This is a genomic window from Acinetobacter sp. WCHAc060033, from assembly GCF_004209125.1.
In the GTDB taxonomy this organism is placed as follows: domain Bacteria; phylum Pseudomonadota; class Gammaproteobacteria; order Pseudomonadales; family Moraxellaceae; genus Acinetobacter; species Acinetobacter wuhouensis.
In genome coordinates this window covers 19,714-42,373 of sequence record NZ_SGSW01000024.1, presented here as the reverse complement: position 1 = coordinate 42,373, position 22,660 = coordinate 19,714, and the positions used below count along the sequence as shown (strand labels likewise).

The 22,660-nt window shown below is 37.2% G+C and carries 17 protein-coding genes; 12 read left to right on the top strand and 5 right to left on the bottom strand.

Translation table 11 applies throughout. The features are described from left to right. Positions 1 to 155: 155 nt before the first annotated feature. The 4 genes from folB (at position 156) to EXE10_RS12040 (ending at position 3,323) form a co-directional block, all read left to right on the top strand. Positions 156 to 536 (top strand): dihydroneopterin aldolase, encoded by a 381-nt coding sequence (gene folB / locus EXE10_RS12055; RefSeq protein ID WP_130113539.1) that lies wholly within the window; start codon positions 156 to 158, stop codon positions 534 to 536. After that, positions 493 to 927 (top strand): 2-amino-4-hydroxy-6-hydroxymethyldihydropteridine diphosphokinase, encoded by a 435-nt coding sequence (locus EXE10_RS12050; protein WP_068976181.1) that lies wholly within the window; start codon positions 493 to 495, stop codon positions 925 to 927. Before folB ends, EXE10_RS12050 begins: the two co-directional genes overlap by 44 nt. Before the next feature lie 245 nt (positions 928 to 1,172). Next, complete coding sequence (locus EXE10_RS12045) at positions 1,173 to 2,009, top strand: SDR family NAD(P)-dependent oxidoreductase (protein WP_130113538.1); 837 nt, start codon at positions 1,173 to 1,175, stop codon at positions 2,007 to 2,009. A 594-nt stretch (positions 2,010 to 2,603) separates the two neighbouring features. Further along, on the top strand, positions 2,604 to 3,323 hold the full coding sequence (locus tag EXE10_RS12040; RefSeq protein ID WP_068976179.1) for a hypothetical protein: 720 nt from the start codon (positions 2,604 to 2,606) through the stop codon (positions 3,321 to 3,323). Positions 3,324 to 3,408: 85 nt separating this feature from the next. On the opposite strand, the gene coq7 is transcribed toward EXE10_RS12040, so the two are convergent. Both coq7 and EXE10_RS12030 read right to left on the bottom strand, forming a co-directional pair. After that, complete coding sequence (gene coq7 / locus EXE10_RS12035; RefSeq protein ID WP_068976178.1) at positions 3,409 to 4,044, bottom strand: 2-polyprenyl-3-methyl-6-methoxy-1,4-benzoquinone monooxygenase; 636 nt, start codon at positions 4,042 to 4,044, stop codon at positions 3,409 to 3,411. A gap of 1 nt (position 4,045) precedes the next feature. After that, entirely contained in the window at positions 4,046 to 5,365 is a 1,320-nt protein-coding gene (locus tag EXE10_RS12030) for an MFS transporter (RefSeq protein ID WP_130113537.1), read from the bottom strand. A 176-nt stretch (positions 5,366 to 5,541) separates the two neighbouring features. Here EXE10_RS12030 and EXE10_RS12025 point away from each other — a divergent pair, with 176 nt between their 5' ends. The 3 genes from EXE10_RS12025 to EXE10_RS12015 all read left to right on the top strand — a co-directional run bounded on the left by EXE10_RS12025 (position 5,542) and on the right by EXE10_RS12015 (position 14,895). After that, a complete protein-coding gene (locus EXE10_RS12025; protein ID WP_130113536.1) occupies positions 5,542 to 8,271 on the top strand; it encodes an autotransporter assembly complex protein TamA in 2,730 nt (909 codons plus the stop codon). Positions 8,272 to 8,306: 35 nt separating this feature from the next. Beyond that, a complete protein-coding gene (locus EXE10_RS12020) occupies positions 8,307 to 12,845 on the top strand; it encodes a translocation/assembly module TamB domain-containing protein (protein ID WP_130113535.1) in 4,539 nt (1,512 codons plus the stop codon). A gap of 193 nt (positions 12,846 to 13,038) precedes the next feature. Further along, positions 13,039 to 14,895, top strand: coding sequence for a M48 family metallopeptidase (locus EXE10_RS12015; RefSeq protein ID WP_130113534.1), 1,857 nt, complete (start codon positions 13,039 to 13,041; stop codon positions 14,893 to 14,895). A gap of 121 nt (positions 14,896 to 15,016) precedes the next feature. On the opposite strand, the gene EXE10_RS12010 is transcribed toward EXE10_RS12015, so the two are convergent. After that, positions 15,017 to 16,645 (bottom strand): long-chain-fatty-acid--CoA ligase, encoded by a 1,629-nt coding sequence (locus EXE10_RS12010; protein WP_130113533.1) that lies wholly within the window; start codon positions 16,643 to 16,645, stop codon positions 15,017 to 15,019. A 770-nt stretch (positions 16,646 to 17,415) separates the two neighbouring features. Between EXE10_RS12010 and EXE10_RS12005 the strand changes: the two genes are divergently transcribed. From EXE10_RS12005 to EXE10_RS11985, 5 genes are all read left to right on the top strand, one after another. Next, positions 17,416 to 17,628 (top strand): hypothetical protein, encoded by a 213-nt coding sequence (locus tag EXE10_RS12005; protein WP_068976172.1) that lies wholly within the window; start codon positions 17,416 to 17,418, stop codon positions 17,626 to 17,628. Positions 17,629 to 17,784: 156 nt separating this feature from the next. Then, complete coding sequence (locus EXE10_RS12000) at positions 17,785 to 18,483, top strand: hypothetical protein (RefSeq protein WP_130113532.1); 699 nt, start codon at positions 17,785 to 17,787, stop codon at positions 18,481 to 18,483. Between the two features lie 61 nt (positions 18,484 to 18,544). Further along, a complete protein-coding gene (locus EXE10_RS11995; RefSeq protein ID WP_130113531.1) occupies positions 18,545 to 19,510 on the top strand; it encodes a 2-hydroxyacid dehydrogenase in 966 nt (321 codons plus the stop codon). Between the two features lie 138 nt (positions 19,511 to 19,648). After that, a complete protein-coding gene (locus tag EXE10_RS11990; protein WP_068976169.1) occupies positions 19,649 to 21,091 on the top strand; it encodes a M48 family metalloprotease in 1,443 nt (480 codons plus the stop codon). A gap of 99 nt (positions 21,092 to 21,190) precedes the next feature. Further along, positions 21,191 to 21,553: a hypothetical protein gene (locus EXE10_RS11985; protein WP_068976168.1), complete on the top strand. Its 363-nt coding sequence runs from the start codon at positions 21,191 to 21,193 to the stop codon at positions 21,551 to 21,553. Between the two features lie 296 nt (positions 21,554 to 21,849). Here EXE10_RS11985 and EXE10_RS11980 read toward each other — a convergent pair whose 3' ends face one another. Both EXE10_RS11980 and rpsU read right to left on the bottom strand, forming a co-directional pair. Next, a complete protein-coding gene (locus EXE10_RS11980) occupies positions 21,850 to 22,296 on the bottom strand; it encodes a GatB/YqeY domain-containing protein (protein WP_068976167.1) in 447 nt (148 codons plus the stop codon). Between the two features lie 39 nt (positions 22,297 to 22,335). Continuing rightward, entirely contained in the window at positions 22,336 to 22,551 is a 216-nt protein-coding gene (gene rpsU, locus EXE10_RS11975; protein WP_001136722.1) for a 30S ribosomal protein S21, read from the bottom strand. Positions 22,552 to 22,660: the final 109 nt, after the last annotated feature.

The following is a 22,660-nucleotide window of genomic DNA, read 5'->3' as shown; positions in this document are numbered from 1 at the left end:
TTTCTAAGTAAACTTCATAGATTAAATAATCCCTCCCAACCTCCCTTTATAAAAGGGAGGAGCTTTCTTTTATATTGTAAATTAGAGAGTTGGGAAGTCCCCCTTATAAAAGGTGAGGAGCATACTCCGCAAGGGGGGATTCTAAGGAAACATTCATGGACGCAATTATCATTGAAGGGTTAAAAGTCGATACAGTGGTGGGGTATTTCAATTGGGAACGTCAAATCATTCAGCCTTTAATGCTCGATATCACGATTCAAACCAGTTTAGAGCAAGCATCCAATTCAGATGAATTAGACGATACTTTGAATTATGCGGAAATTTGTGAAATTTCAACCAAAGTGATTCAAGAAGCTGCCCCGAAATTGATCGAACATGCAGCTAAGTTAGTATTAAATGCACTTTTTACTACCTATCCAGTGGTTGAATCAATTATGATTACGATCCGTAAGCCTGCTATTATCCCGCAAGCAAATTCTGTAGGAATTCGTCTTGAACGACACCGCAACGATATTCGCCTTAGCACTGGCGAGTAACAACCATCCTCAACAAAATTTTAAAAATGCTTTTGCTCAAATCTGTCATTTGGGCGAAGTAACGTTTTCTAAAATTTATCTAATTCCATGTCGTGATGGTGTCGGTGCGGATTATTGGAATGCTGCATGTCTCGTCAAAAGTCATTTATCTGTCAATGAGATGATTGCTTTATTAAAAAAAATGGAAGCAGGTTCAGGACGTGTACGACCATCACATCAAATTTCTTTGGATGTTGATCTGATTGCATGGGGAACGGATTTATCTCAAATGCAATTTAATCCAAAAAAACTGCCTTTGGCATTGGATGTGAAAATTCCGATGTTGGATATTTGGCTAAATCAAGCTTTTCAACATCCAGTACATCATTTTCCCATTGTTGAGTGTGTATAAAATTGATTTGATTTCAACTTTATATTGATCAAATCTGTCTTTACGGCAGCATTGCATCATACTTCGTTATAAAAATGATATGCATTTGCTATTATTTTCTCTCTAAATATCATTATGAATTTTATACATAGTTAGGCATTAGAAAATATCATTTTATTCATGTCACTTAATTTTGTACTCTAAAATTATTCAATTCAAATATTTATAATGAATCAAGTTGTGACTTGGTTTTAGGACATTCATTCATGAAAAATTTTAATCAGAAAGTGGCAGCAATTACGGGTGCAGGTTCAGGCATTGGACGCCAACTTGCGATTCAATTGGCACAACAAGGTGCGCATTTAGCATTGAGTGATATGAATGAACAAGGTTTGATTGAAACTTTAAATTTACTCAAAGATTACCCCGTAAAAGTAAGCATTACAAAATTAGATGTGGCAAATCGTGAGGCAGTTTATGCATGGGCAGAATGTTGTTTCAATGAATTTGGTCAAATTAATTTGATCTTCAACAATGCAGGTGTAGCACTTGCAAGTACCGTTGAGGGGATGAGTTATGATGAATTGGAATGGATTTTCAATATCAATTTTTGGGGTGTGGTTTATGGTACGAAAGCCTTTTTACCGTATTTAAAACAAAGTGGTGAAGGGCATATTATCAATACTTCGAGCTTATTTGGTTTAACAGCTCAACCTTCACAGAGTGCCTATAACGCGACTAAATTTGCAGTGCGTGGTTTTACCGAATCTTTACGTCAAGAATTAGACATTGAAAATGCAGGTGTAAGTGTAACGTCAGTGCATCCAGGCGGTATTCGTACCAATATTGCCAATTCGGCACGGATGAGTGATAGTATTCGCGCTTTAGGTATGAATCCTGAAAAAGCCAGCCGTTCATTTAATAAAGTTTTAAAAACTCCGCCAGAAGTTGCCGCTAAAGTGATTTTAGATGCTGTTAAACAAGATAAAGCACGGGTATTGATTGGTAATGATGCAAAAATTCTAGACTTGATTCAGCGTGTAACGCCATCGCATTATGCCAAAGCTGTTGATTTTTTAACGAAGAAATTAACGAAAAAATAAATAAGATTGGTTTTAACTTGCCCGTTTCCACGGGCTTTTTTTATTGATAATTGATGTTACGCACTTAAAAAAACAATGCACCTTTCAAATAGTTTTAGAGCACACTCGGCGGAGTCGTACATCGAAAATTTCAATTTCAGGATTAGCTTTCAGCTTGACCTACTTTTGTTTCGGAAAAATGAGCAGTGAAACTGCGCAAGGAAACCATCTTGCGAAGCTTCGCTTCTCACCGCAAAACTCGTCAACTACCAACTTTTGATTGATATATCGCAGAAACATTAACTTATAGATGTAGTCCTGCCTCAAACACGTTGCGGATGACGTTACCGCGTATCCAATTCTATTGAGAAATAAAAAATGTTTTGATGTTACTGCGTAACATTAGTTGATAATGAAAATAGGTCGGTGCTTTAAAATGAATACTGGCTTAAATTATTAACCCATAAAATTGGAAATAAGTATGAATAATGCATCGTATTTTGACTATGTCATAACTTTTAAAAGGTAGATAGAATATAAATTACATGCTTTTGAAACGACATTCCAAAAGTATATGTTGGGTAAATGAGTTGCATAAATTTATAGGAAACAATCATGGGCTTAGGATATGGCGCTGGTGCAGGTGGCGTGATTGTTTTATTCCTTACCTTTATCAATGTATTGGTCATTTTTGCAATATGGGGTGGTTGGAAATACTATCGTCGAGGTAAAGGTACAACAAGCCGATTTGCTAACTCAATCGTGACAAGTTTGTTAGTGCTGTTAAGTGTATTTCCAATACTGGTTGTTATTTCATGGTGCATGATTTGGGTGAGTGATATTTCAACAGATCGTGCCCGACTCAATATCGTGAAAAAGCAAAATGTTCAGCTTGAAACAGCGTTGTCTTATGGTGAAATTATATTGCCGAAGGGGACGTGGGTAAATCGCGATGGAGATTCTGAGCATGATATTGAATTACTCCCGAATGATGCACGTATTGGATTATCGAGAGCATATTTTCCACAGCCTGTGAAATTAGGTCAATATTCTGCACAAGCCTTTGAACTGCATCGTGAATTGTTGATTGAAGTTGCTCAAGATTATCAATTTGAAGCGAAAGAGGCACAATGGAATTGCCCGAAAGGTTGGATTTTACAACTTGCCTATTCAGAAGTACTACCTGAAAATTATCGGTATCAACAAAATTATACGTGGTTTAAACCGAGTCAATGGCAAGCTGTTGGATGTTTTGATGCAGGGGAAGGTGGATTACTTATTTTAGCATTGAATGGTGATGGTCTGAGAAATGTAAAGGATTTAAAGGCTAAGTGATCTTTTATTGAAGATTAGAAATATAAAAAACCTGTTATAAAAACAGGTCTTCAGATTCAACTTATACGATTTAAAATTTTAAGATTTAAATAAAATAACTGGTTTTGGTCATCAATTTAGAAATCGCAGTCATGGTGATTTTCACTGGGATCGGTAAATCTACACCACCTGCATCTAAAGCGGTATCACGATGATGTAATTCATCTTCATTCATTTGCACTAAGATTTTACGTGAGCGTTCATCCTGTGCAGGCAACTGGCTAATGTGATGTTGTAAATGCATACTGACTTGGCGTTCAGTTTCAGCAACAAAACCTAAACTATATTTATCACCTGCAATACCTGCAAGTGCGCCCATACCAAAAGAAAGTCCATACCAAACTGGATTAAGTAGACTGGTATGACTATCTAACTCTTTTAAGCGATCTTCGCACCATGCCAAATGATCTTGCTCTTCGATCGCAGCAAATTCCATTTCACGACGGACATTTGGAAGTTTCGCTGTTAAAGCTTGACCATGATAAAGCGCTTGTGCACAGACTTCACCACTATGGTTGACACGCATTAAACCAGCAACATGGCGAGCTTCACTCACTGCAAGTTTGGTTTCAGTTTCATTTGAAGGATTGGCACGTTGAGCAGAAGTTGCGCCAGGCACTAAACTTCTTAAAGCTTGATCGAATGAATTGATCAATTTGTCGATGCCCGTATATTGACGCATATTAGTCCTCCAAAGACACTTGAGTTGTAGCCACTAATGGTTTTAAACGAGTCAGTAACCAAATACTAAAAATAGCACTGAATACAGCAGTAATACAAAATAGAATTTTAATATCTATTTTCAAAATACTTAAGATAATAATCGAGAAAATTGCAGATGAAACCATAAATATTGCATTAAAAATATTGTTCGCTGCAACAACGCGCGCACGATGCGATTTCGGTGCATAGGCTTGCATCATGGCATAGAGAGGAACGATATAAAAACCACCACTGATACCAAGAAGTGTTACAGCAAGCATGACATGATAATAGACTAAACCTGAGCTAAACATACTACTGACGGTAAGCAAATCTCCATTAACTACAGGAACAAACGCTAAACTCCCAGCTAAGTAAAGTGCAAATGCAGTTAAACCTATAGCACCGATGGGCACCATTTTAATATTTACACTTGCGCCACCAATTTTACGGCACAGTAATGAACCGACACCAATACCGACAGAAAAGAAAGTCAGTAAAAGGCTGACGACATTTTCATTGGCATGTAGGTTTTGTTGTGTTAGTTGTGGGATTTGAGTCAGATACGTTGCGCCGTAGAACCAGTACCATGAATTTCCAAGCAATACGAGAAATACTAATGGAAGGCTTTTGGCATATTTAATAGTCTGAAAACTGGTGCGGAAAAAGTTCCAATCTATTTTTAAATCAGCATTTGAAGTGGGTTGTTCTAAAATAAATCGGCTAGATAAATAGCCTAAAACTGCAATCGCCAAGATGGTTAAACAAATCCAAACCATATTGCCTTGCGAAAGTGAAATGACCGCACCACCTAAGATCATTCCCACTAAGATTGCAATAGATGTCCCAGATTGGAATAGCGCATTCCCTGACATCAGTTCATTCGGTTTCAATATTTCAGGCAAAATGGCATATTTAATTGGACCAAAAAAGGTGCTGTGCGTTCCCATTAAAAATAGAGCAACCAATAAAATCCATAAATTGCCCAATAAAAATCCTGCTGTCGCAATCAGCATAATAATGATTTCTAATATTTTGATGTTTCGGACTAAAAATGAACGTTCATATTTGTCCGCAATTTGCCCAGCGGTCGCAGAGAAGATGAAATAGGGTAAAATAAAGAGCAAAGCAGCGACATTATTTAAGGTACTGACTGCGGCAGTTTGTTGTTGAATCCATCCATAGGTAATCACTAAAAGCAGTGATTGTTTAAATACATTGTCATTTAAAGCCCCAAAAAACTGGGTCAGGAACATGGGTAAAAACCGTCGTGTACCTAAGATATGCTTATTTTTTTCCATTGAGTTGACTTCATTTAGTTATTTAGAAGAAATGTTTGAAAATAGTAACTCTCGTGCAAAATCATGTATGATGTTTTAACCTTAAATCATGTTTAAAACCAATTGTTTTGAGTGTTTTGAAAGATTCTTTTTAAACAGAATTAACTTTCCATAAATTCAGGTTATTCGAGCTTGGTATGCCAGCAAAAAATCAGTTTAAAAAATCAGTGCTTGCTTATTCTATACAGCCACATTTCGATTGGTATCATATCAATAAAATGTTATGCGCAAGTGTTTTTTTAAGTATTTTTGCTGTACCTGTAAGTAATGCTGAACAGATTTCAAACAGTTCGAATCCGACTGAGGTGAAAAGTGAAATTACGCATAGTGCAGAACAATTAGAATCTGCTGCATTACAACAAGGCGTATCGAACGAAAAAATAGACCAGTTAGATCAAAAAATCAAAGACGCACAACATATTGATCAATTTGACAGCACTCAAATGTTGCAACAGCAACAACAAGGTTTAGGTGTTCAAAATGACTTTAAACCAATTCAGTTTGAAGATCTTGAAGAGTTACCAGCAGTATCTATTGATCAGTCTTTAGCAAATGAAATTTATCAAACAGCTGAAGCTGCCAAAACAGAAGCACAAAATTTTGAACATGGTGTAACGAAAGCACCAGAAGTCGGTGTAAGTGAAGCGACACAAATAGAAATGTCTGAAATCACTCAGGCGCCTATTAATGTTGATCAATTGATTCAGACTATTCGCGCAGACAATAAAATTGATGTCCGTGAAAATGCATCAGGTACAACCTTAGTTGATCGCAATGATTCAGAGAATGTAGAAGCTGAGCAAGAAGAAAAACCAGGCTTTTTTAAACGGATTGTAAATCGTGTACGAGGCCCTCAAGACAATGGTGTGGCAATTGCAAAAATTAGTGTATCGGTTTCAGGCGCGCCTACGATTCTCACCAATAATTTAAAAGCAAAACTTGGAACATTTACTCAGGAAGCTTATTCTGATTTTAATGGTTCGGTTCCTCAACTGCGTACGCTAGCAGTTCAAGCGGCACAAGCAGTAGGCTATTACAATGCGCAATTTAAATTTTCCAAAGCGGGTGATAATGCTTTACATGTGGATGTAACACCGAATAATCCAGTTAAAATTGTTGATCAAAATATAGAGTTTTCTGGGGCAGGCTCGAAGCTTGCACAATTCCAAGTGATTAGCGTATTACCAGATTTAGATAAGGGGGATATTCTGCATCATGGTGCTTATGAAACCATGAAAATGCGGATTAGCGACGCTGCTTCAAACAATGGTTTTTTTGATAGCTATTGGCGCTTACATGATGTCAAAGTTGAGCAACCTCAAAATACGGCCAAAATTGATTTAAAATATGAAACAGGTGAGCGTTATAAATTGGCTGATGTCGAATTTAGAATGAGTGATCCATCTAAGCCATTGCCTATTGATTTAAAAATTCTCAAAACACTAGCACCTTGGAAAGATGGGGCAGACTATACGGCATGGCGTGTCAATGGTTTAGCCAATAACTTAACTAACTCGCGTTATTTTAACTACACCTTAGTAGATGCTGTTAAGCCTGATGCAATTGTAAAACCACTAGAGCTTCCAGCAGATCTACAAGCATTGGTGGATCAGGAAAAAGTTGCTGAATCTGTATTTACTGAACAGACCAGTGTGGAAAAGGCGCATGTTTCCAATAAAGAAGTGACCCAGAATGTAGTTAATGAGAATCAGTTTGCGGGGACTCAGAATTCGGGTGTAAATCCTAATTTGAAACAGTTACAAGCCCAGCAAAAAGAAAAAGAATTGGATGAAGATGCGATGCGTGAGCAAGCGCGTGAAACTAAAAAAATTCCAGTAATTGTGACTTTGAATGCAGATCGTTTAAATAGTTTAGAAACAGGTATTGGTTATGGAACGGATACAGGTGTTCGTTTACGTGGACAATACCGCCGCGCCATCGTCAATCATTTAGGGCATTCTTTTGACGCCAATATGGAATTGTCTCAGATCCGCCAATCTATAGATGCACGCTACAACATTCCATATAAGCATCCACTGAATGACTATATTAGTTTAGTCGCAGGTTATGAGCGTGAAACAAGGGATGGTATTGGTAATGACATGGATTTGGTTATTGAGTCTGCTGTTGCAGGGGTAGACCGTATTATCAAAGGTTCGCGTCGAGAGTGGCAACATATTTTGGGCGTACGTTATCGTTTAGACCGTGTCACTCAAGATGGTCCAGTCGATATTTCCAATATTCCAGATGCTTTTTTGATTCCAGGTTCAAATCAAGAACAACAATCTTTATTGCTTGGTTATGAAGCGACTAAAACCACCAGTGATAATCGTATTAACCCAACCCGTGGTTATAAGCAAAGTTATAAAATTCAATTAGGTAGCGGATCGTTACTGTCTGATACAGATATGGCGATTACCAGTGCAGATTGGAAAGGTTTATATTCTTTTGGGGCAAATGATAATCACCAAGTCGTAGGTGGCTTGAATGTGGGGTATATTTTTGCCAAAGACTTTGAGAAAGTTCCTTATAATTTACGTTACTTCGCGGGTGGAGATCAAAGCTTGCGTGGTTTTGATTATAAGAGCCTTTCTCCAATTGAATATGGTTATAAAGTGGGCGGTCAAGGTTTAGCTGTAGGTACTTTGGAATACAATTACCAATTTAAAGAAGGTTGGCGTGGTGCAATCTTCAGTGATTTTGGTAATGCTTACGACAAGTCATTTAGTAATGATTCAGAATACAGTTTAGGGTTAGGGATTCGTTGGAAATCTCCAATTGGTCCAATTCGTTTAGATGTCGCGTCAGGTATATCCGATCCTGGGCATCCAATTCGACTGCACTTCTTTATTGGTTCGCAACTTTAATCGACTAAAAATATAAGAGAATTACTGGAAATATTATGGCTGATGAAGAGCATCAAGATGTTCAAAATGAACAGCAAAATGATCAACTAGAGCAAGAGCAGGCAAAAAAACGTCATTGGTTACGTAATGTTCTGATGTCTTTGCTTTTGGTGATCATTCTCTTGATTACGGCATTGGTCATTATGTTTAGTACGGATAAAGGCAGTAAGTTTTTATTAGACCGTGTCGCTTCTAGTCAGAAAATTATTCATTATGAATATGAAGGTGGTAACTTACTCAAAGGTATTATTCTCAAAAATATTTTGGTAACGCTCAAACCTGTCGATGTGAAAATTGATCGTGCGGATGTATCACTGGGTTGGCGCGCAATTCTAGATAAAGAAATTCATTTGAGCCATGCCGATGTCAACAATTTACAAATCATCAGCAAATCACCACCCAGTGATGAACCATTCAAATTCAACGAAATTAAACTGCCTTTTGTTTTACGTTTAGACAAAGCTGATGTCGATCATCTTGAAATAAAAACTGCCTCATCAAAAATAAGTTTTAATGATATTCATCTTGAAGATACATTGTGGTCTGAAACTGCGCTCAAATTTAAAAACTCCAAAATGGATATGGGCTATCTGTCAGTACGTAATGCCACAGGGAATATGGACTTTAAACAAGGTGATTATCCGTTAAATGCAACAGCAATCGTAAAATTACCCGCTTTAAAAAGTATCAATATTGAAGATATTTATGTACATGCGCGCGGTTCTTTAGGTACGCTCAAAGCAGGCATTGCAACCAAAACACCAGATATGTTAACGGGTTGGGCGGTTGTCCATCCGATGCGTCCAAATGTACCAATGAATGGCGCTTTAATTTTTAAAGATTACCATTTGCCATTTTTACTTGAGCAAAAATTGTTGGCGAAATCAGGTAAAGCGACATTCCAAGGTGATATTAAAGGTTTAAATCTAGACTTAAATACAGATTTGAGTGGACAGAATATTCCACAGGGACAATACACTGCATCCGCACATACCGATTTATTACATCAGCTCAATATTAATAATTTAAATGCTCAGTTGATGGGTGGCGCTATCAATGCGACTGGATTAGTCAGTTGGCAAGATCATGTGCATTGGGATATTAAAGGTCGTTTAGATCGTCTAAATCCAAAAGATAAGCTGATTCCGCAAGTGGTACAGGATTTTTTACCCCCATCTTTAGATGCTGAGATTGGTTCAGTTGGTGAATTAAAACAAGGCTTACATTTATCTGCAAAAGTGGATTTTGATAAGTATGAAAATTGGAATGTACGATTAGATCAGGCAGAGCAAAAAGGTAAAAAACCTGAACCGATGTTAATGGATGTTGCATGGAAAAATATTGATCGTGCAGTACCCTATGTTGGTTGGTTGAGTAGTGAGCAGGGGCAAGTCAAATTAGCGCTTGTTGAAGGTCAGCAAAACATTCATGTCGCAACAGTAGTGAAAAAGCATGAAAAAGGCAGTCTGCCAGCTGGAAAATACGATGCTCAACTTGATCTAAAAGGCAATGACTTACATATACCACAGTTCAATTATTTAGCTGATCAAGGCGCTTTATCGGGGAGTGCGGTTGTAGAATTACCAGATGAGAAACGCCAGTTAAAATGGAATGCTTTATTAAATGCGAAGAATTTTAATCCGCAAAGTATTATTGATACAGCACCAGTTAATTTACTCAATGGTCAGCTCAAAGCCAGTGGATATGCACAACCGAATCAGCAAATTATCAACTTAGAGTCGATTAATTTAACGGGGCGCATGGCAGGTCAAGCCAATGCTGAAACAATTCAGTTAACAGGCAAGAGCACTGCTGCTGTACTTTTCCATGATCAAAAAGCGGGTGGTGGTTTTAAAGGCTTTGCGGTGAATTACGACGGTGCATTAAATGCAACACAAATGAAGCAAGGCAGTGGCTTACTCAAACTTAAAGTTGCAGGAACTCCTGAGTTCATCAAAATTAGCGAATTTCAGCATGATGGTATCGCTGGAAAAATACTTGCCAATGGTTTGGTGCATATCAGCAATGGAATCGGTTGGGACATCAATGCCTCATTGGTTCGCTTTAAGCCACAATACTTTGTCTCTGCTGTACGTGGTGAGGTTTCTGGTAATGTTAAAACACAAGGCAATTGGTCTGATCAACTAAAAAGAATTAATATTCAGCAATTAAATATTGCAGGGATGATTAATGGTAAGCCTTTACGCGGAAAAGGTAACCTAGCTGTTGTTTTAAACAATAATCAAAAAGGATTTATGCCACAACAGTTTGAGGCAAATGACCTATTTTTGTCTTATGCACAAAACCAAGTTCAAGCAACAGGAAATGCACAGAACCTACGTTTAAAAGTCAATGCACCTGCGTTGTATGAACTGTATCCAAGCTTGCGTGGTAAAGCTTATGGTTATTTGAATTTACAAGCTCAACCTCGCTTAAGTGCTACAGCTAATTTAGCCGTTGATAATTTTGCCTTTGGCGACACACTGAGTATTAAAAAGCTTAGTTTAAAAGGGGAAATGCCAACCTCTGATACCGTACCATCTAAAATGGTGGCGCAAATGGATACATTGCGCAGTGGTGATCGAGAAATTCAACATGCTGCCATGACCCTATCTGGAACATACAAGGCACATTTGTTGCAAGTTCAAGCTTGGAACTATTATTCTAAATTCTATGTACAACTTGCGGGTGGATTCACCCAAAAAAATGATTGGCTAGGGCAAATCCAAAAAGGTGAGTTTGACTCAGTCCGTGTACATTTGCTACAGCAACAAAATGCACCTGTAATTTTCAATTCAGCAAAAACGGAATTGTTTGTTGGTCAACATTGTTGGATGAGCCAACAAAGCCAACTGTGCTTTGATCAGCCAATTCGTGCAAGTAAGCAAAATGGTAATGTTTCATTCATCACTAAAAATTTAGATCTGCAAGATTTTGCAGCCTTTATGCCAGAAGGTTTGGCATTAACAGGTAAGCTAAATGGTTATGCAAGAGCTTCATGGGCACAAGGTACTCAGCCGAAGTTAGATGCAAAATTAGTAACGCAAAAAGGTCAAATAGGCTTAGCGGCTGAAGATCCAAATGATCCATCAACCTCTATGGAATATGATGAAGCCAGTGTTATTGCGAAAAGCATCAAAGATGGTTTATTGCTCCGTGTAGATTTAAAAGCACCGAATATTGGTACAGGTTATGCGAGTGTGGTTGTCAATCCATACGTCGATTCAAAACCAATGCGCGGTGAAGTGGCATTTAATGAAGTTCAGTTGAAAATTTTAAAACCATTTATAGCAGATGTACGCAAATTAAACGGTACCTTGTCTTTGGCAGGGAAAATCAGTGGAACTTTAACTCAGCCGTTGTTTGATGGTGATTTAAGGTTGCGCAATGGTGAAATTAGTATGATTTCACTGCCTGTCAATTTAAATAACATTCAACTCTATTCGTCAATACGTCAAGATACTGCAACGATTAATGGTGCATTCAACAGTGGTCGTGGTGTCGGTCAGATTAATGGCTCTATTGATTGGAAAAATGATCCACATGTCCAATTACGTGTGAAAGGCGATAAATTATTAATTCGTCAAGCGCCATTGATCACAGCAGTGGTCGATACAGATATACAACTGGATGCCTTGCCTTTAAGTCGTCGTATCAAAGTTAATGGTAAAGTTGATGTGCCAAGTGCATTGATTTCAATGCCTGAATCAAGTGCAACAGTGGTGAACGTATCTCCAGATGTTCGGATCGTCAAAGAAGGACAAAACCAACTGGCTATTTTAAAAGCCGCGAAACCTTGGGATATTCGTGCTGATGTTTCTGTGAACTTAGGTAATAAAGTTATTTTCCAAGGCTTTAATAGTCGTATTCCTCTGATTGGGCGTTTGTATTTATCACAACGCGGTTTAGAAAGCGCCATGCGTGCCAATGGTGCAATTGGTGTGAGCCAAAAAGTCGTGATCGAAGCTTATGGTCAGCGTCTTGATTTAAATCGTGCAATTGCGCGTTTCAATGGTCCATTGGCAAATCCAACGCTTGATGTTGATACCAATAAGAGTATTTCAGGCAGTACGGTGGGTATCCGTGTTACAGGTACAGCGACGAGTCCGAATATTCAGGTTTATAATGATGCAGGACTGTCTGATCAAGAAGCGATGAATGCGTTGATTACTGGTCGTATTAATGAAGGTTCGAGTGGTTTGAGTAATGCGGAAGGCTTTAAATCTGATGTAAATAACACAATTGCAGCGGCAGGGATTAGTTTAGGTTTGGGTGGAACTCGGGCATTTACCAATCAAATTGGGCGTACTTTTGGTCTAAGTGGTTTGTCGTTTGATGCACAGGGTACTGGTGATGATACCCAAGTCAGTTTGACGGGTTATATCACACCAGATCTTTATATTCGTTATGGTGTAGGTGTATTTACCCCAGTGAATAAATTAACCTTGCGTTATCAAATGAATAAACGTTTATATTTGGAAGCGAGTCAGTCACTTGAGAAGGCCATCGATTTGTTCTATCACTGGAGATTTTAAACTATCTAAACTAAGAGTTTAAACGCTTAGAAAAAATGATTAACTAGAAAACTCGGGCAATTTGTCCGAGTTTTTATTTGCGGGTCAGTTTGCATATTGTCGATAAAAAGAGGTTTAAGTTGATTTAATAAATAAATTATTCCATGCTGTAACTGCGTTGCTTTACTTCGATTTAAGTTTGGAAAAATAATAAATGTATGATCAAAAACGTATTGAGAAATTAGAACAGGCTTTAAAGGAAAATCCTAAAAAATATCAAGCAAAGGTGACGCTTTTAGCTTGGTTGGGTAATTTGTATATTGCTTTTGGTGTGATTGTTCTACTGATTTTATTGGTCTTGGCTTGCTTATCCATTCTTGTGCTGAAGGCTTTTGCAATTAAAATTATCATTCCAGTGGCAATATTTCTATATGTCATTGTTCGTTCACTTTGGGTGAGTGTAGATAAACCACAAGGTATTGAAATTTTTCAACAAGATGCTCCGGAATTGTTTCAGATTATTCATCGACTGCGTGAACAATTAAATTCGCCACATTTTCATCATGTGCTTATTACAGAGGAGTTCAATGCAGCAGTGGTACAACGCCCAAGATTGGGTATCTTGGGGCATGATGAAAATTATTTGATTATTGGTTTGCCTTTGATGCAATCGCTTTCAACTGAGCAATTAACCTCAGTTTTAGCACATGAATTTGGGCATTTATCGAAAAATCATGCCAGAGCAGCCAATTGGATTTATCGGCAACGTATTCGTTGGTCACAGCTCTATATGTTGGTTGAACAAAATGCCAGCCGAATTGATATTATATTTCGTCCGTTTTTTAAGCGATTTGTGCCTTATTTTGCCGCTTATTCATTTCCAATTGCACGGGCAAACGAGTACGAGGCGGATAGAATTTCGGTAGAATTAACTTCTGCTGAAACGGTTGCAGAAACTTTAAGTACAGTAAATATAGTCGGTTGCTATTTAAATGAAGAATTTTGGCCGACCATTTTTAAGCATGCAGAAGAGATGCCAAAACCAAATGTGTCACCTTATTTGGGTTATGTACAACGATTAACAGACTTTGCGCAAAATGACAAAACACAACTTTGGCTAAATCAATCTTTGAGCCTAAAAACCAGCTTTGAGGATACACATCCATCTTTACAAGATCGTTTAGATGCAATCGGACAGTGTGCCAAAGTTGCATGGGTGAGCAATGAAGCTAAATCTGATCGACTACTCGGTTCTCGTTTGATTGAAATTACTCAAATTTTTGATCAAAAATGGCAAAGTGATGTACTCGAAAGCTGGCAGAATCATTATCTGAATATTCAAAAGCAAAAGGAATATTTGGATGAGCTCAATCAGAAAATTGAACAAAATGTTGCTCTGACTGAAGATGAAAAAATTGATCATATTGATTTAACAGAGCGTATTGCACATGATCCTGAACGCGCATTTCAGCTTTGTGAAGTCTTGTATCAGCAGGATTCAGATAATGCACGTGTCAATTTTATTTATGGACAATTCTTGATTGAGCGAAAAAATGATTTGGGGTGTGAAATCTTAGAACGCGCAGCTGAATTGAATGAGTTTTATCAAGTTAAAGTGTATGAAACGTTGCAACAATTTTATTTATCTCAACAGAATTCGACCCTAGCGGATAAGTATCAGCAGCTTTTATTAGATAGGGTGGAGCTTGAACAGAATGCGATGCAGGAAAGAGAGCAAGTGACAGCGCGAGATCAATTTATTCCACATGCTTTAACGGATATTGAATTGGAAGCGTTGTTGTCGCAATTGAAAGCCTATTCAAACATCAAAAAAGTCTATTTGGTGAGAAAACAAACTCAATATTTAGCACATGTTCCATGTTATGTACTTGGTTTTAGCCTGAAGCAAGGATTCGGTAAAGTGGATGAAGACGCGATTGTGCAGACCATGCGTGTTTTACACGAAAATATGATATTTGCAGGAGAGACTTTTTTATTGAGTTTTGATTTAGCACAAACGAAGCAAATGAAAAATAAAATACTTAAAGTGCAAAATTCACAACTCATTTAGCTTATTTAAAAACTGGCTTAAAACTTAAATGTAAAAAGTTTTAAATTTTAAATTGTTATAAATAAAATGCCCAATATGAATTGGGCATTTTATTTAAGTTTTGATTCAAATATTGATTTGATTATTCAGTCAGTAAGACATTCCCAAATTGTTCACGTAAATCACGTTTCAACATTTTTCCTGTACCAGTCAATGGGATTGAATCAACAAAAATGACTTTGTCAGGAATTTGCCATTTTGCAATTTTATCGCTGTAGTAATCTAATAAATCTTGTTCGGTAATCTGGCTGTCTTTATGTTTAATCGCAATCACAATTGGGCGTTCATCCCATTTTGGATGTTGAGCCGCAATGGCCGCAGCCATCGCAATTTCAGGGTGATTCATGGCAATATTTTCGAGTTCTACGGAAGAAATCCATTCACCACCTGACTTAATCAAGTCTTTAGCACGGTCACTGAGAAGCAGATAGCCATCTTCATTGATCGTAGCAATATCACCTGTATCAAACCAACCATCAACACTCAATGCATTGCTTGATTTACCATAATACGAGTCAATAATCCAATGCCCTTTGACTTGAAGGTTACCCGTAGTGTGTCCATCACGTGCGACTTCATTGGTACCATTTTCTTCATCAGTAATACGTAAATCTACCCCAAATGGTGGGCGACCCTGAGAAAGACGGATATTGAGTTTTTCATCATCACTCAACTGTAAGTGTTTGGCTTTAAGTTGGTTACCTGTACCTAGAGGACTCATTTCAGTCATCCCCCATGCATGAATGGTTTCACACTGATAAATATCTCTAAATGCTTTCATCATGGCAGCAGGGCATGCAGAACCACCAACGACATTACGTTTCAAGCTATCAAGCTTACTACCTGACTGTTGAGCTGCAGCCAATAAACCTTGCCAAATCGTCGGAACACCGAGCGCGATGCTAACTTTATATTCATCAATCATGTGTACTAAACTTGCGCCATCCAAGCCTGGGCCAGGGAGTACTACGGTACAACCGACCATCGCTGCTGCATAAGGCGTACCCCAAGCATTGACATGGAACATCGGTACGACAGGCAACATGACGTCTTTTGCTGACAGATTGAGTGAATCAGGTAGTGCGATGGCATAGGTGTGCAAAATGGTGGAACGATGGCTATACAATGCACCTTTAGGATTACCCGTTGTTCCAGAGGTATAGCACAGCGAACTCGCGGTATTTTCTTCTAATTCAGGCCACTCAAATTGTGCAGAATGGTTCGCAATCAATACATCATAAAATTTAACATCAGGAATTGCATCAGCAACATCTTGATCAAAAGCACCGAGATAGACAAAGTGTTCGACTGTAGGTGTGTGTGGCTTAACAGCTTTGATCAAAGGTAGGAATGTTTTATCAAACAGCACCACTTTATCGGCAGCATCATTGATAATAAAAATAAGTTGTTCTGGAAATAAACGTGGGTTAATGGTGTGACACACTAGACCACTTCCAGAGATGGCATACCACGATTCAAGATGTCGATGATTATTCCATGCAATTGTGGCAACACGATCACCAAGTGTGAGTCCAAAATCAGATAAGGCGTTGGCAAAGCGTTTTGAGTTTTCAGCAACTTGAGCCCAATTGGTTGTGGTGATCGTACCATCAGTATTTTTTGAAATAATCGCTGTATCACTGTGATAACGAGTCGCATGTTCAATCAGGCTACTGATTAACAGTGGTTGTTGCATCATACGTCCTTGCATATAAAATTCCTTTATAATCATATTGATAAATATTGAGTATTAATTTTTCTAAAGCTTTCTATTGGGAAAAGATGATTCAAATAGAAAAAGCTATTATTTCATCCTATATAAAAGTCGGATTAAATCAAGAAAAAAGACAAATATTTTTTTAGATTATGTGAATTATTAACCAATAAAAACAATAGTTTAAGAATTATCGTAATATGAAAAAATCTATCGAAATTAATGTGGAAAAACGTTTGGAATATACTACTAAAGAATGAAAAATAAAGTTTACATTTTTAGAATAAAATGTGATAAATATATCTTATACCTTGCTAAGGTATTGATGTTTTAGGATGAAACTATCGTTTACGACGAAATAGTCAGAAGGAGTTTTGCAATGTTTCAGATGATTAGAAAATTATTGTGTATCCATAGTTTTGAATATGAAATTGGAAAAAATAGTGTGATAAAAGAGTGCCGTAAGTGTGGTGCTCATCATTAATTTTCTAAACGAAGTGTAAAAATATCACCATATGAAATCATTCATGGCACATGACTGAACTATGGTGATATTTGAAATAATTTCAAAAATCATATGTACTCAAAAAAATTCAAACGAATTTGAGATTTAAATAACAATACTATTCATGAGATTGGGTTTTATTCATTTATTTAGACCTTTTCATTCAATTTACATTTGATCAAATTAAACAATTCCATATTAATTCCACTCACTCTTATATGATTTAAGCTACAATATTTCTTTTTTTACATATTTGAGCTGTATGGCTAAAGATTTTTCTACTGAGAGTTATATTGTAGATGAGCAGCTTGCAGATACTTTAAGTTGGTTATCTCAGCATCAAGATTGTTTTGATGCCTTACATTTTGATGTTTTGACCCAAGAACTGAAAGTACATCATGCCAATGGTATAGATATTATTCGTTCAGGGATGTATTTAACCGCAAAGTACGGCATTCTTGTCACATCATTATAGCGTTAGGATAAAATGGCTAAGCAATTGATCTGCATGCATCAATTTTGATCAATCATTTTATTTCAAAATTTTCTTTAAACTTCATCTCTAAACTTGAGAAAAGACCGTTACACTAGTGACTTTAATTAACTTTCAATAACCAATTTCTGAATCGTAATGAATGTGAATTTAGCAGAGCATCAGCGTAGTATTTTAGCTGCAATGGGAATAGACCTTTGGATTCCTCAGGTCGATGTTCAAACACGTCATTATCAAAATACTTTATATCGTGATGTTGCTCAAAATGAAGCTGAAATTGCAACAACAGTTGAATTTAAAGATTTTAATCATTCCACAACAGCATTAACTAAAAACACAGAAAATGTCTTAGCACGCCGTGAAAGCGCAGTTCAATCAGAAGTTTCACTGCTTAAAGTGAATGCTGAAACGCAACAAACAGAAGAGATCACATCTTCAGAGCAAATTCAAAAACAAACAACGATCAGCGTTGAACCCGCCCTACAAATCGCGTCATTTGAAATTCAAGCTTATCAAATAGAACATTGCGTAATCTTTGTGGATGCTACTCAGCTGAATGATGATCAAAAAACTTTATGGGGAAATATCCAACGTGCAGCTTTTGGTCAGTATTTTGAACTTAAGTGGCCTTTTCCAATGCTTCAATTTCAAGATGGTCGAGGTGTGTCGATGTATATTCAAGGTTTTATCGATGGACTACGTCAAGAGCGTAAAATCATTAGTTTAGGGCAATTAACGCATTTAAATCAGAGTGATGTAGTTCAATTGGCAAGTTTGCAAGAAATGATTGAACAACCTATTTTAAAGCGTCGCTTATGGCAGTTTATGCAGAAATAAATACCATTTGGATAAAAAACTTATTATTTTAGACATAGTCATTAACGAGATGTTCAGGGATATGAGTAAAAAAGTCATTGTTTTTAGTCAGATTGATTCAGACGTTCAGGCACGCTTAGAACAGCAATATCAAGTTGTGGTAATTAACCCGAAACAGGGTGATGTGAATGAACAAATTCTCAAGGAAGTGGTCGATGCCGATGCCATGATTGGAGCAGGACGACTATTAAATGAATCGAACTTGGCAACTGCTCAAAAGCTAAAAATTATTTCATCTGTGAGCGTGGGTTATGACAATTATGATGTTCAGTATTTAAATCAGAAAAGAATATGGTTGGCGAATACACCGCATGTACTCACAGAAACCACAGCAGATTTAGCATTTACGCTACTTGTCAGTGCAGCACGTAAAGTTCCTTCGCTTGATCAATGGACAAAGCAAGGCGAGTGGAAGCGTACAGTGGGTACAGCACAATTCGGTCAAGATATATTCGGCAAAACTTTAGGTATTATTGGTCTTGGTCATATAGGTGCTGCAATTGCACGACGTGGTTTTCATGGTTTTAATATGAATATTCTTTACCATAATCGTCGTGAAAAAATAGAAGTGGTCCAACAATTCAATGCGCAATATCGAAGCTTGGAGGATTTATTACAGCAATCAGATTTCGTAGTTGTTGCTGTGGATTTAAATACAGAATCTAAGGCGTTGATAGGTAAGCATGAATTATCACTGATGCAAAAACATGCAGTTTTTGTCAATATTGCACGTGGTTCGGTGGTAGATGAGCAGGCTTTGATCGATGCTTTAAGTAATCAACAGATTTTTGCAGCAGGTTTAGATGTATATCAAAAAGAACCTTTGCAAGATTCGCCATTATTCAAATTGGATAATGTCGTGACTTTACCTCATATTGGTTCGGCAACAGCAGAAACACGTAAGAAAATGGCTGAATTGGCATATCAAAATTTAATCGATGCTTTGGAAGATCGCACACCGCGTTATTTGGTTAATCCACAATTTTAAAAATGTGGGAGAGGAGGTAATTTACAATATTGTAAAAACCTCCTTGATATTATTGGTTAAAACAAAACTACACTTCATTGCAAATCTATCCTAAATTCGATGTTATATTCAAATAGTTAGAGTAAAAGAGCAATTCCTTTGAACAAAACCTTATTAAGTCTTTGTCTATGTTTGAGTACAAGTTTGAGCTCTGCAAATGATTTTTATCAAAATAAGGTAGGAGCTCAATTTGATGTGCCTGAAATTGGTGGTGGCGTAGGTTTTATTGATCAACAAAAAGAAAAAGTGATTGGTGAAAAAGTCTATCGTCAAGTTCAGCAACAAATGCCTGTGATTCAAGATCCATGGCTTGAAGATCAGTTTATGCAGGTTTTCTCGCGTATTTTAAGCCAAACTCAACTTGGACAGCCTGTTGGATTGGTGGTGATTAAAGATCCACAGATCAATGCTTTCGCAGTCCCTGGAGGATTATTTGCCTTAAATACTGGGATGGTCACAGCTTCAGGGAGTATGGACGAAGTTGCAAGTGTAATGGGGCATGAGATTGCGCATGTAACACAACGTCATTACAGTCGCTCTCAGGAAGCATTTAAAGGGCAGGGTTTACTTGCACTTGCAGGTATTCTGGTAGGTGCGGCGATTGCATCACAAGCCGATGGTGATATTGGTGGTGCTGTGATGATGGGAACGCAAGCTGCCATCATGGATAAACAACTGAGTTATAGCCGTGATCAAGAGCGTGAAGCAGATCGTATCGGCATGCAGTTTATGTATGGGGCAGGTTTTAATCCTGAAAGCATGGCTGATTTTTTTGAAACCATGAATCGAGCAACCAGTCGCTTAAGCTATTTACCAGACTTCTGGTTTACTCATCCACTGACAACTGAGCGTATGAGTGAAGCGAGACTCAGAGCAAACCAATTTCCGCGGATTCCTTATCGTAATCTGCAATATGATTTTGATATTATTAAATGGTACACAGCTGTGGTGTCTAATCAGGCAACAGAGCGCCAGCTACAAGCGATTGCGAGAAATAAAAATATAGCAGGTTTGATTGCTTTGAGTGAGTTTTATCTCATGCAAGGTGATTATGAAAATGCACAAACTCAAATTGATTTGGCTAAAAAAATCAACACGGATCATGCATTAATTACACTCATTCAAACCGATATTGATTTGGGTAAAAATAAAATTGATGATGCATATCAAACGATTATCAGTAAACAGCGAATTACACCAGAAAATAGAGCTTTAAGTTATAAATTAGCAGAAGTTTATATACGACAACAGAAGTCTAAAGAAGCTGAACAGTTGGTGAATCGTTTTGTGAATAAAAATAGTAAAGACATTATGGGGTGGCAGTTACTCCAACAAGCTGCAAATTTAGATAAAAATAATCCAATGCGTACTGTCAATGTTTTGCGTAATCGTGCAGAGGTACAATATTGGTCTGGGGATGAAGAGAATGCCATTAAGTCTTTGCTTCATGCGCAACGTTTGGCGAAAGAAAACAATGCCATGAGCGCTCGAATTGACGTACGCTTAAAAGTCATGCAAGACGAACGTAAGTTGAAAATTTAAAATACGATCATCTAAACCATTAAAGAAAATTTACTTTCTATTCTGTTATAAACAGGTTAATCTAAGTTTTTTAAAATTCAATAAAACTGTTTGATTCGTATGAAGAAAATAATATTTACTTTGATTCTTGCTATGTCTGCTCAGCTTGCTATTGCAACAGGTGTACCAGATCAATATGTGCGTGCCGTTGAAAAAATATCGAATCAATACAGTGCGGATATGAAGTTTTTTCTACGAAGTTTAGATCCGAAAATCACGCAATTTTCACCGCAGCAACAGCAACAGTTTTGTGGCATTGTTAAGAAATATGTCGATGATATGTATCAGGTGTCTGATCAAAATCGTCAATATTTACCGCTTTCAGTGCAATCCATGACCAAGCAAAATGTAATTGATAAAGTGATGCTATCACCTGAAATGCAATTGCTAAAAAAATATAATATTCAGTGTGATTTGCTTTAAGTTAATAGAAGTAAAATATTGATAATTTGAAAATATTTAAAATTGCAGAGGTTTATTAGCAATAATATTGATGTTGTTGAATTTGGAATATCAGTCAAATAGAAATAAAAATTTATAATAAATGATTGAGAAAAAAATATTGAATAGAGGATTTGATGAATCTGGACTATTTAACGTATCTACCTGAACCTTAATTATTTCATTGCAAAATAATTTTATTCAAATCGTTAAATAGACCAAATCAAACAGAATTTATTTAAATATAAATATTTAAATCAAGATTTGCGATGTGGGGATTAGCCAAGTTTTGCTTTAATTTTTGCAGAAACTTGTGCAGGATCGGCACGTCCGGCTATGATCGGACGTAGAGAATTCATCACCTTACCCATATCTTTCATGCTAGTAGCACCTTGCGCTTCAATAGTCTGCGCAATGAGAGAATCAAGCTCGTCCTCTGACATAGCTTCAGGTAGAAACTGAGATAAAACCTCAATTTCGGCTTGTTCTTTACTAGCTAAATCTTCGCGATTAGCACCTAAAAAGGCTTTAACCGACTCTTTGCGTTGTTTGATTTGCTTTTCAATGACCGCAAGAACCTGAGTATCATCAAGCTCAATGCGCTCATCGACTTCAATTTGCTTGATTGCTGCCTGTAGACTACGTATTACCGTTAACTTATCCATTTCTTTCGCACGCATAGCGGCTTTCAAAACATCAGTTATTTGGTTTTTTAAAGTAGTCATTTATCTTGTCCAAGTTAGTCAATCAATCACAAATTAATCTTAGTAAAGGCGAGTAGTACGTACTGATTCACGCGCCAATTTCTTTTGGTAGCGTTTAACAGCAGCAGCTTTTTTACGTTTACGTTCTTGAGTAGGTTTTTCGTAGAATTCGCGTTTACGAACGTCAGCTAAAACACCCGCTTTTTCGCATGAACGTTTGAAACGACGGATAGCTACGTCTACTGGTTCGCCTTCTTTCAATTTAACTTGTGGCATGAAGAATCCTCATTAAGTTATGGATAAGATCAGGGTCGAATTACCCTTGATCACAAGTGAAGGTCAGTATTTTACTCATTTACATCTCATATCACAAGTCTATAATAGC

Excerpts from the sequence above, each read along its gene's own strand:
- EXE10_RS12015 (WP_130113534.1), top strand. The coding sequence starts at position 13,039 with ATGTATGATCAAAAACGTATTGAGAAATTAGAACAGGCTTTAAAGGAA.
- coq7 (WP_068976178.1), bottom strand. The coding sequence starts at position 4,044 with ATGCGTCAATATACGGGCATCGACAAATTGATCAATTCATTCGATCAA.
- folB (WP_130113539.1), top strand. The coding sequence starts at position 156 with ATGGACGCAATTATCATTGAAGGGTTAAAAGTCGATACAGTGGTGGGG.
- EXE10_RS12020 (WP_130113535.1), top strand. The coding sequence starts at position 8,307 with ATGGCTGATGAAGAGCATCAAGATGTTCAAAATGAACAGCAAAATGAT.
- EXE10_RS12045 (WP_130113538.1), top strand. The coding sequence starts at position 1,173 with ATGAAAAATTTTAATCAGAAAGTGGCAGCAATTACGGGTGCAGGTTCA.
- rpsU (WP_001136722.1), bottom strand. The coding sequence starts at position 22,551 with ATGCCACAAGTTAAATTGAAAGAAGGCGAACCAGTAGACGTAGCTATC.
- EXE10_RS11980 (WP_068976167.1), bottom strand. The coding sequence starts at position 22,296 with ATGACTACTTTAAAAAACCAAATAACTGATGTTTTGAAAGCCGCTATG.
- EXE10_RS12040 (WP_068976179.1), top strand. The coding sequence starts at position 2,604 with ATGGGCTTAGGATATGGCGCTGGTGCAGGTGGCGTGATTGTTTTATTC.
- EXE10_RS12030 (WP_130113537.1), bottom strand. The coding sequence starts at position 5,365 with ATGGAAAAAAATAAGCATATCTTAGGTACACGACGGTTTTTACCCATG.
- EXE10_RS11995 (WP_130113531.1), top strand. The coding sequence starts at position 18,545 with ATGAGTAAAAAAGTCATTGTTTTTAGTCAGATTGATTCAGACGTTCAG.
- EXE10_RS12005 (WP_068976172.1), top strand. The coding sequence starts at position 17,416 with ATGGCTAAAGATTTTTCTACTGAGAGTTATATTGTAGATGAGCAGCTT.
- EXE10_RS11985 (WP_068976168.1), top strand. The coding sequence starts at position 21,191 with ATGAAGAAAATAATATTTACTTTGATTCTTGCTATGTCTGCTCAGCTT.
- EXE10_RS12025 (WP_130113536.1), top strand. The coding sequence starts at position 5,542 with ATGCCAGCAAAAAATCAGTTTAAAAAATCAGTGCTTGCTTATTCTATA.
- EXE10_RS12000 (WP_130113532.1), top strand. The coding sequence starts at position 17,785 with ATGAATGTGAATTTAGCAGAGCATCAGCGTAGTATTTTAGCTGCAATG.
- EXE10_RS12010 (WP_130113533.1), bottom strand. The coding sequence starts at position 16,645 with ATGCAAGGACGTATGATGCAACAACCACTGTTAATCAGTAGCCTGATT.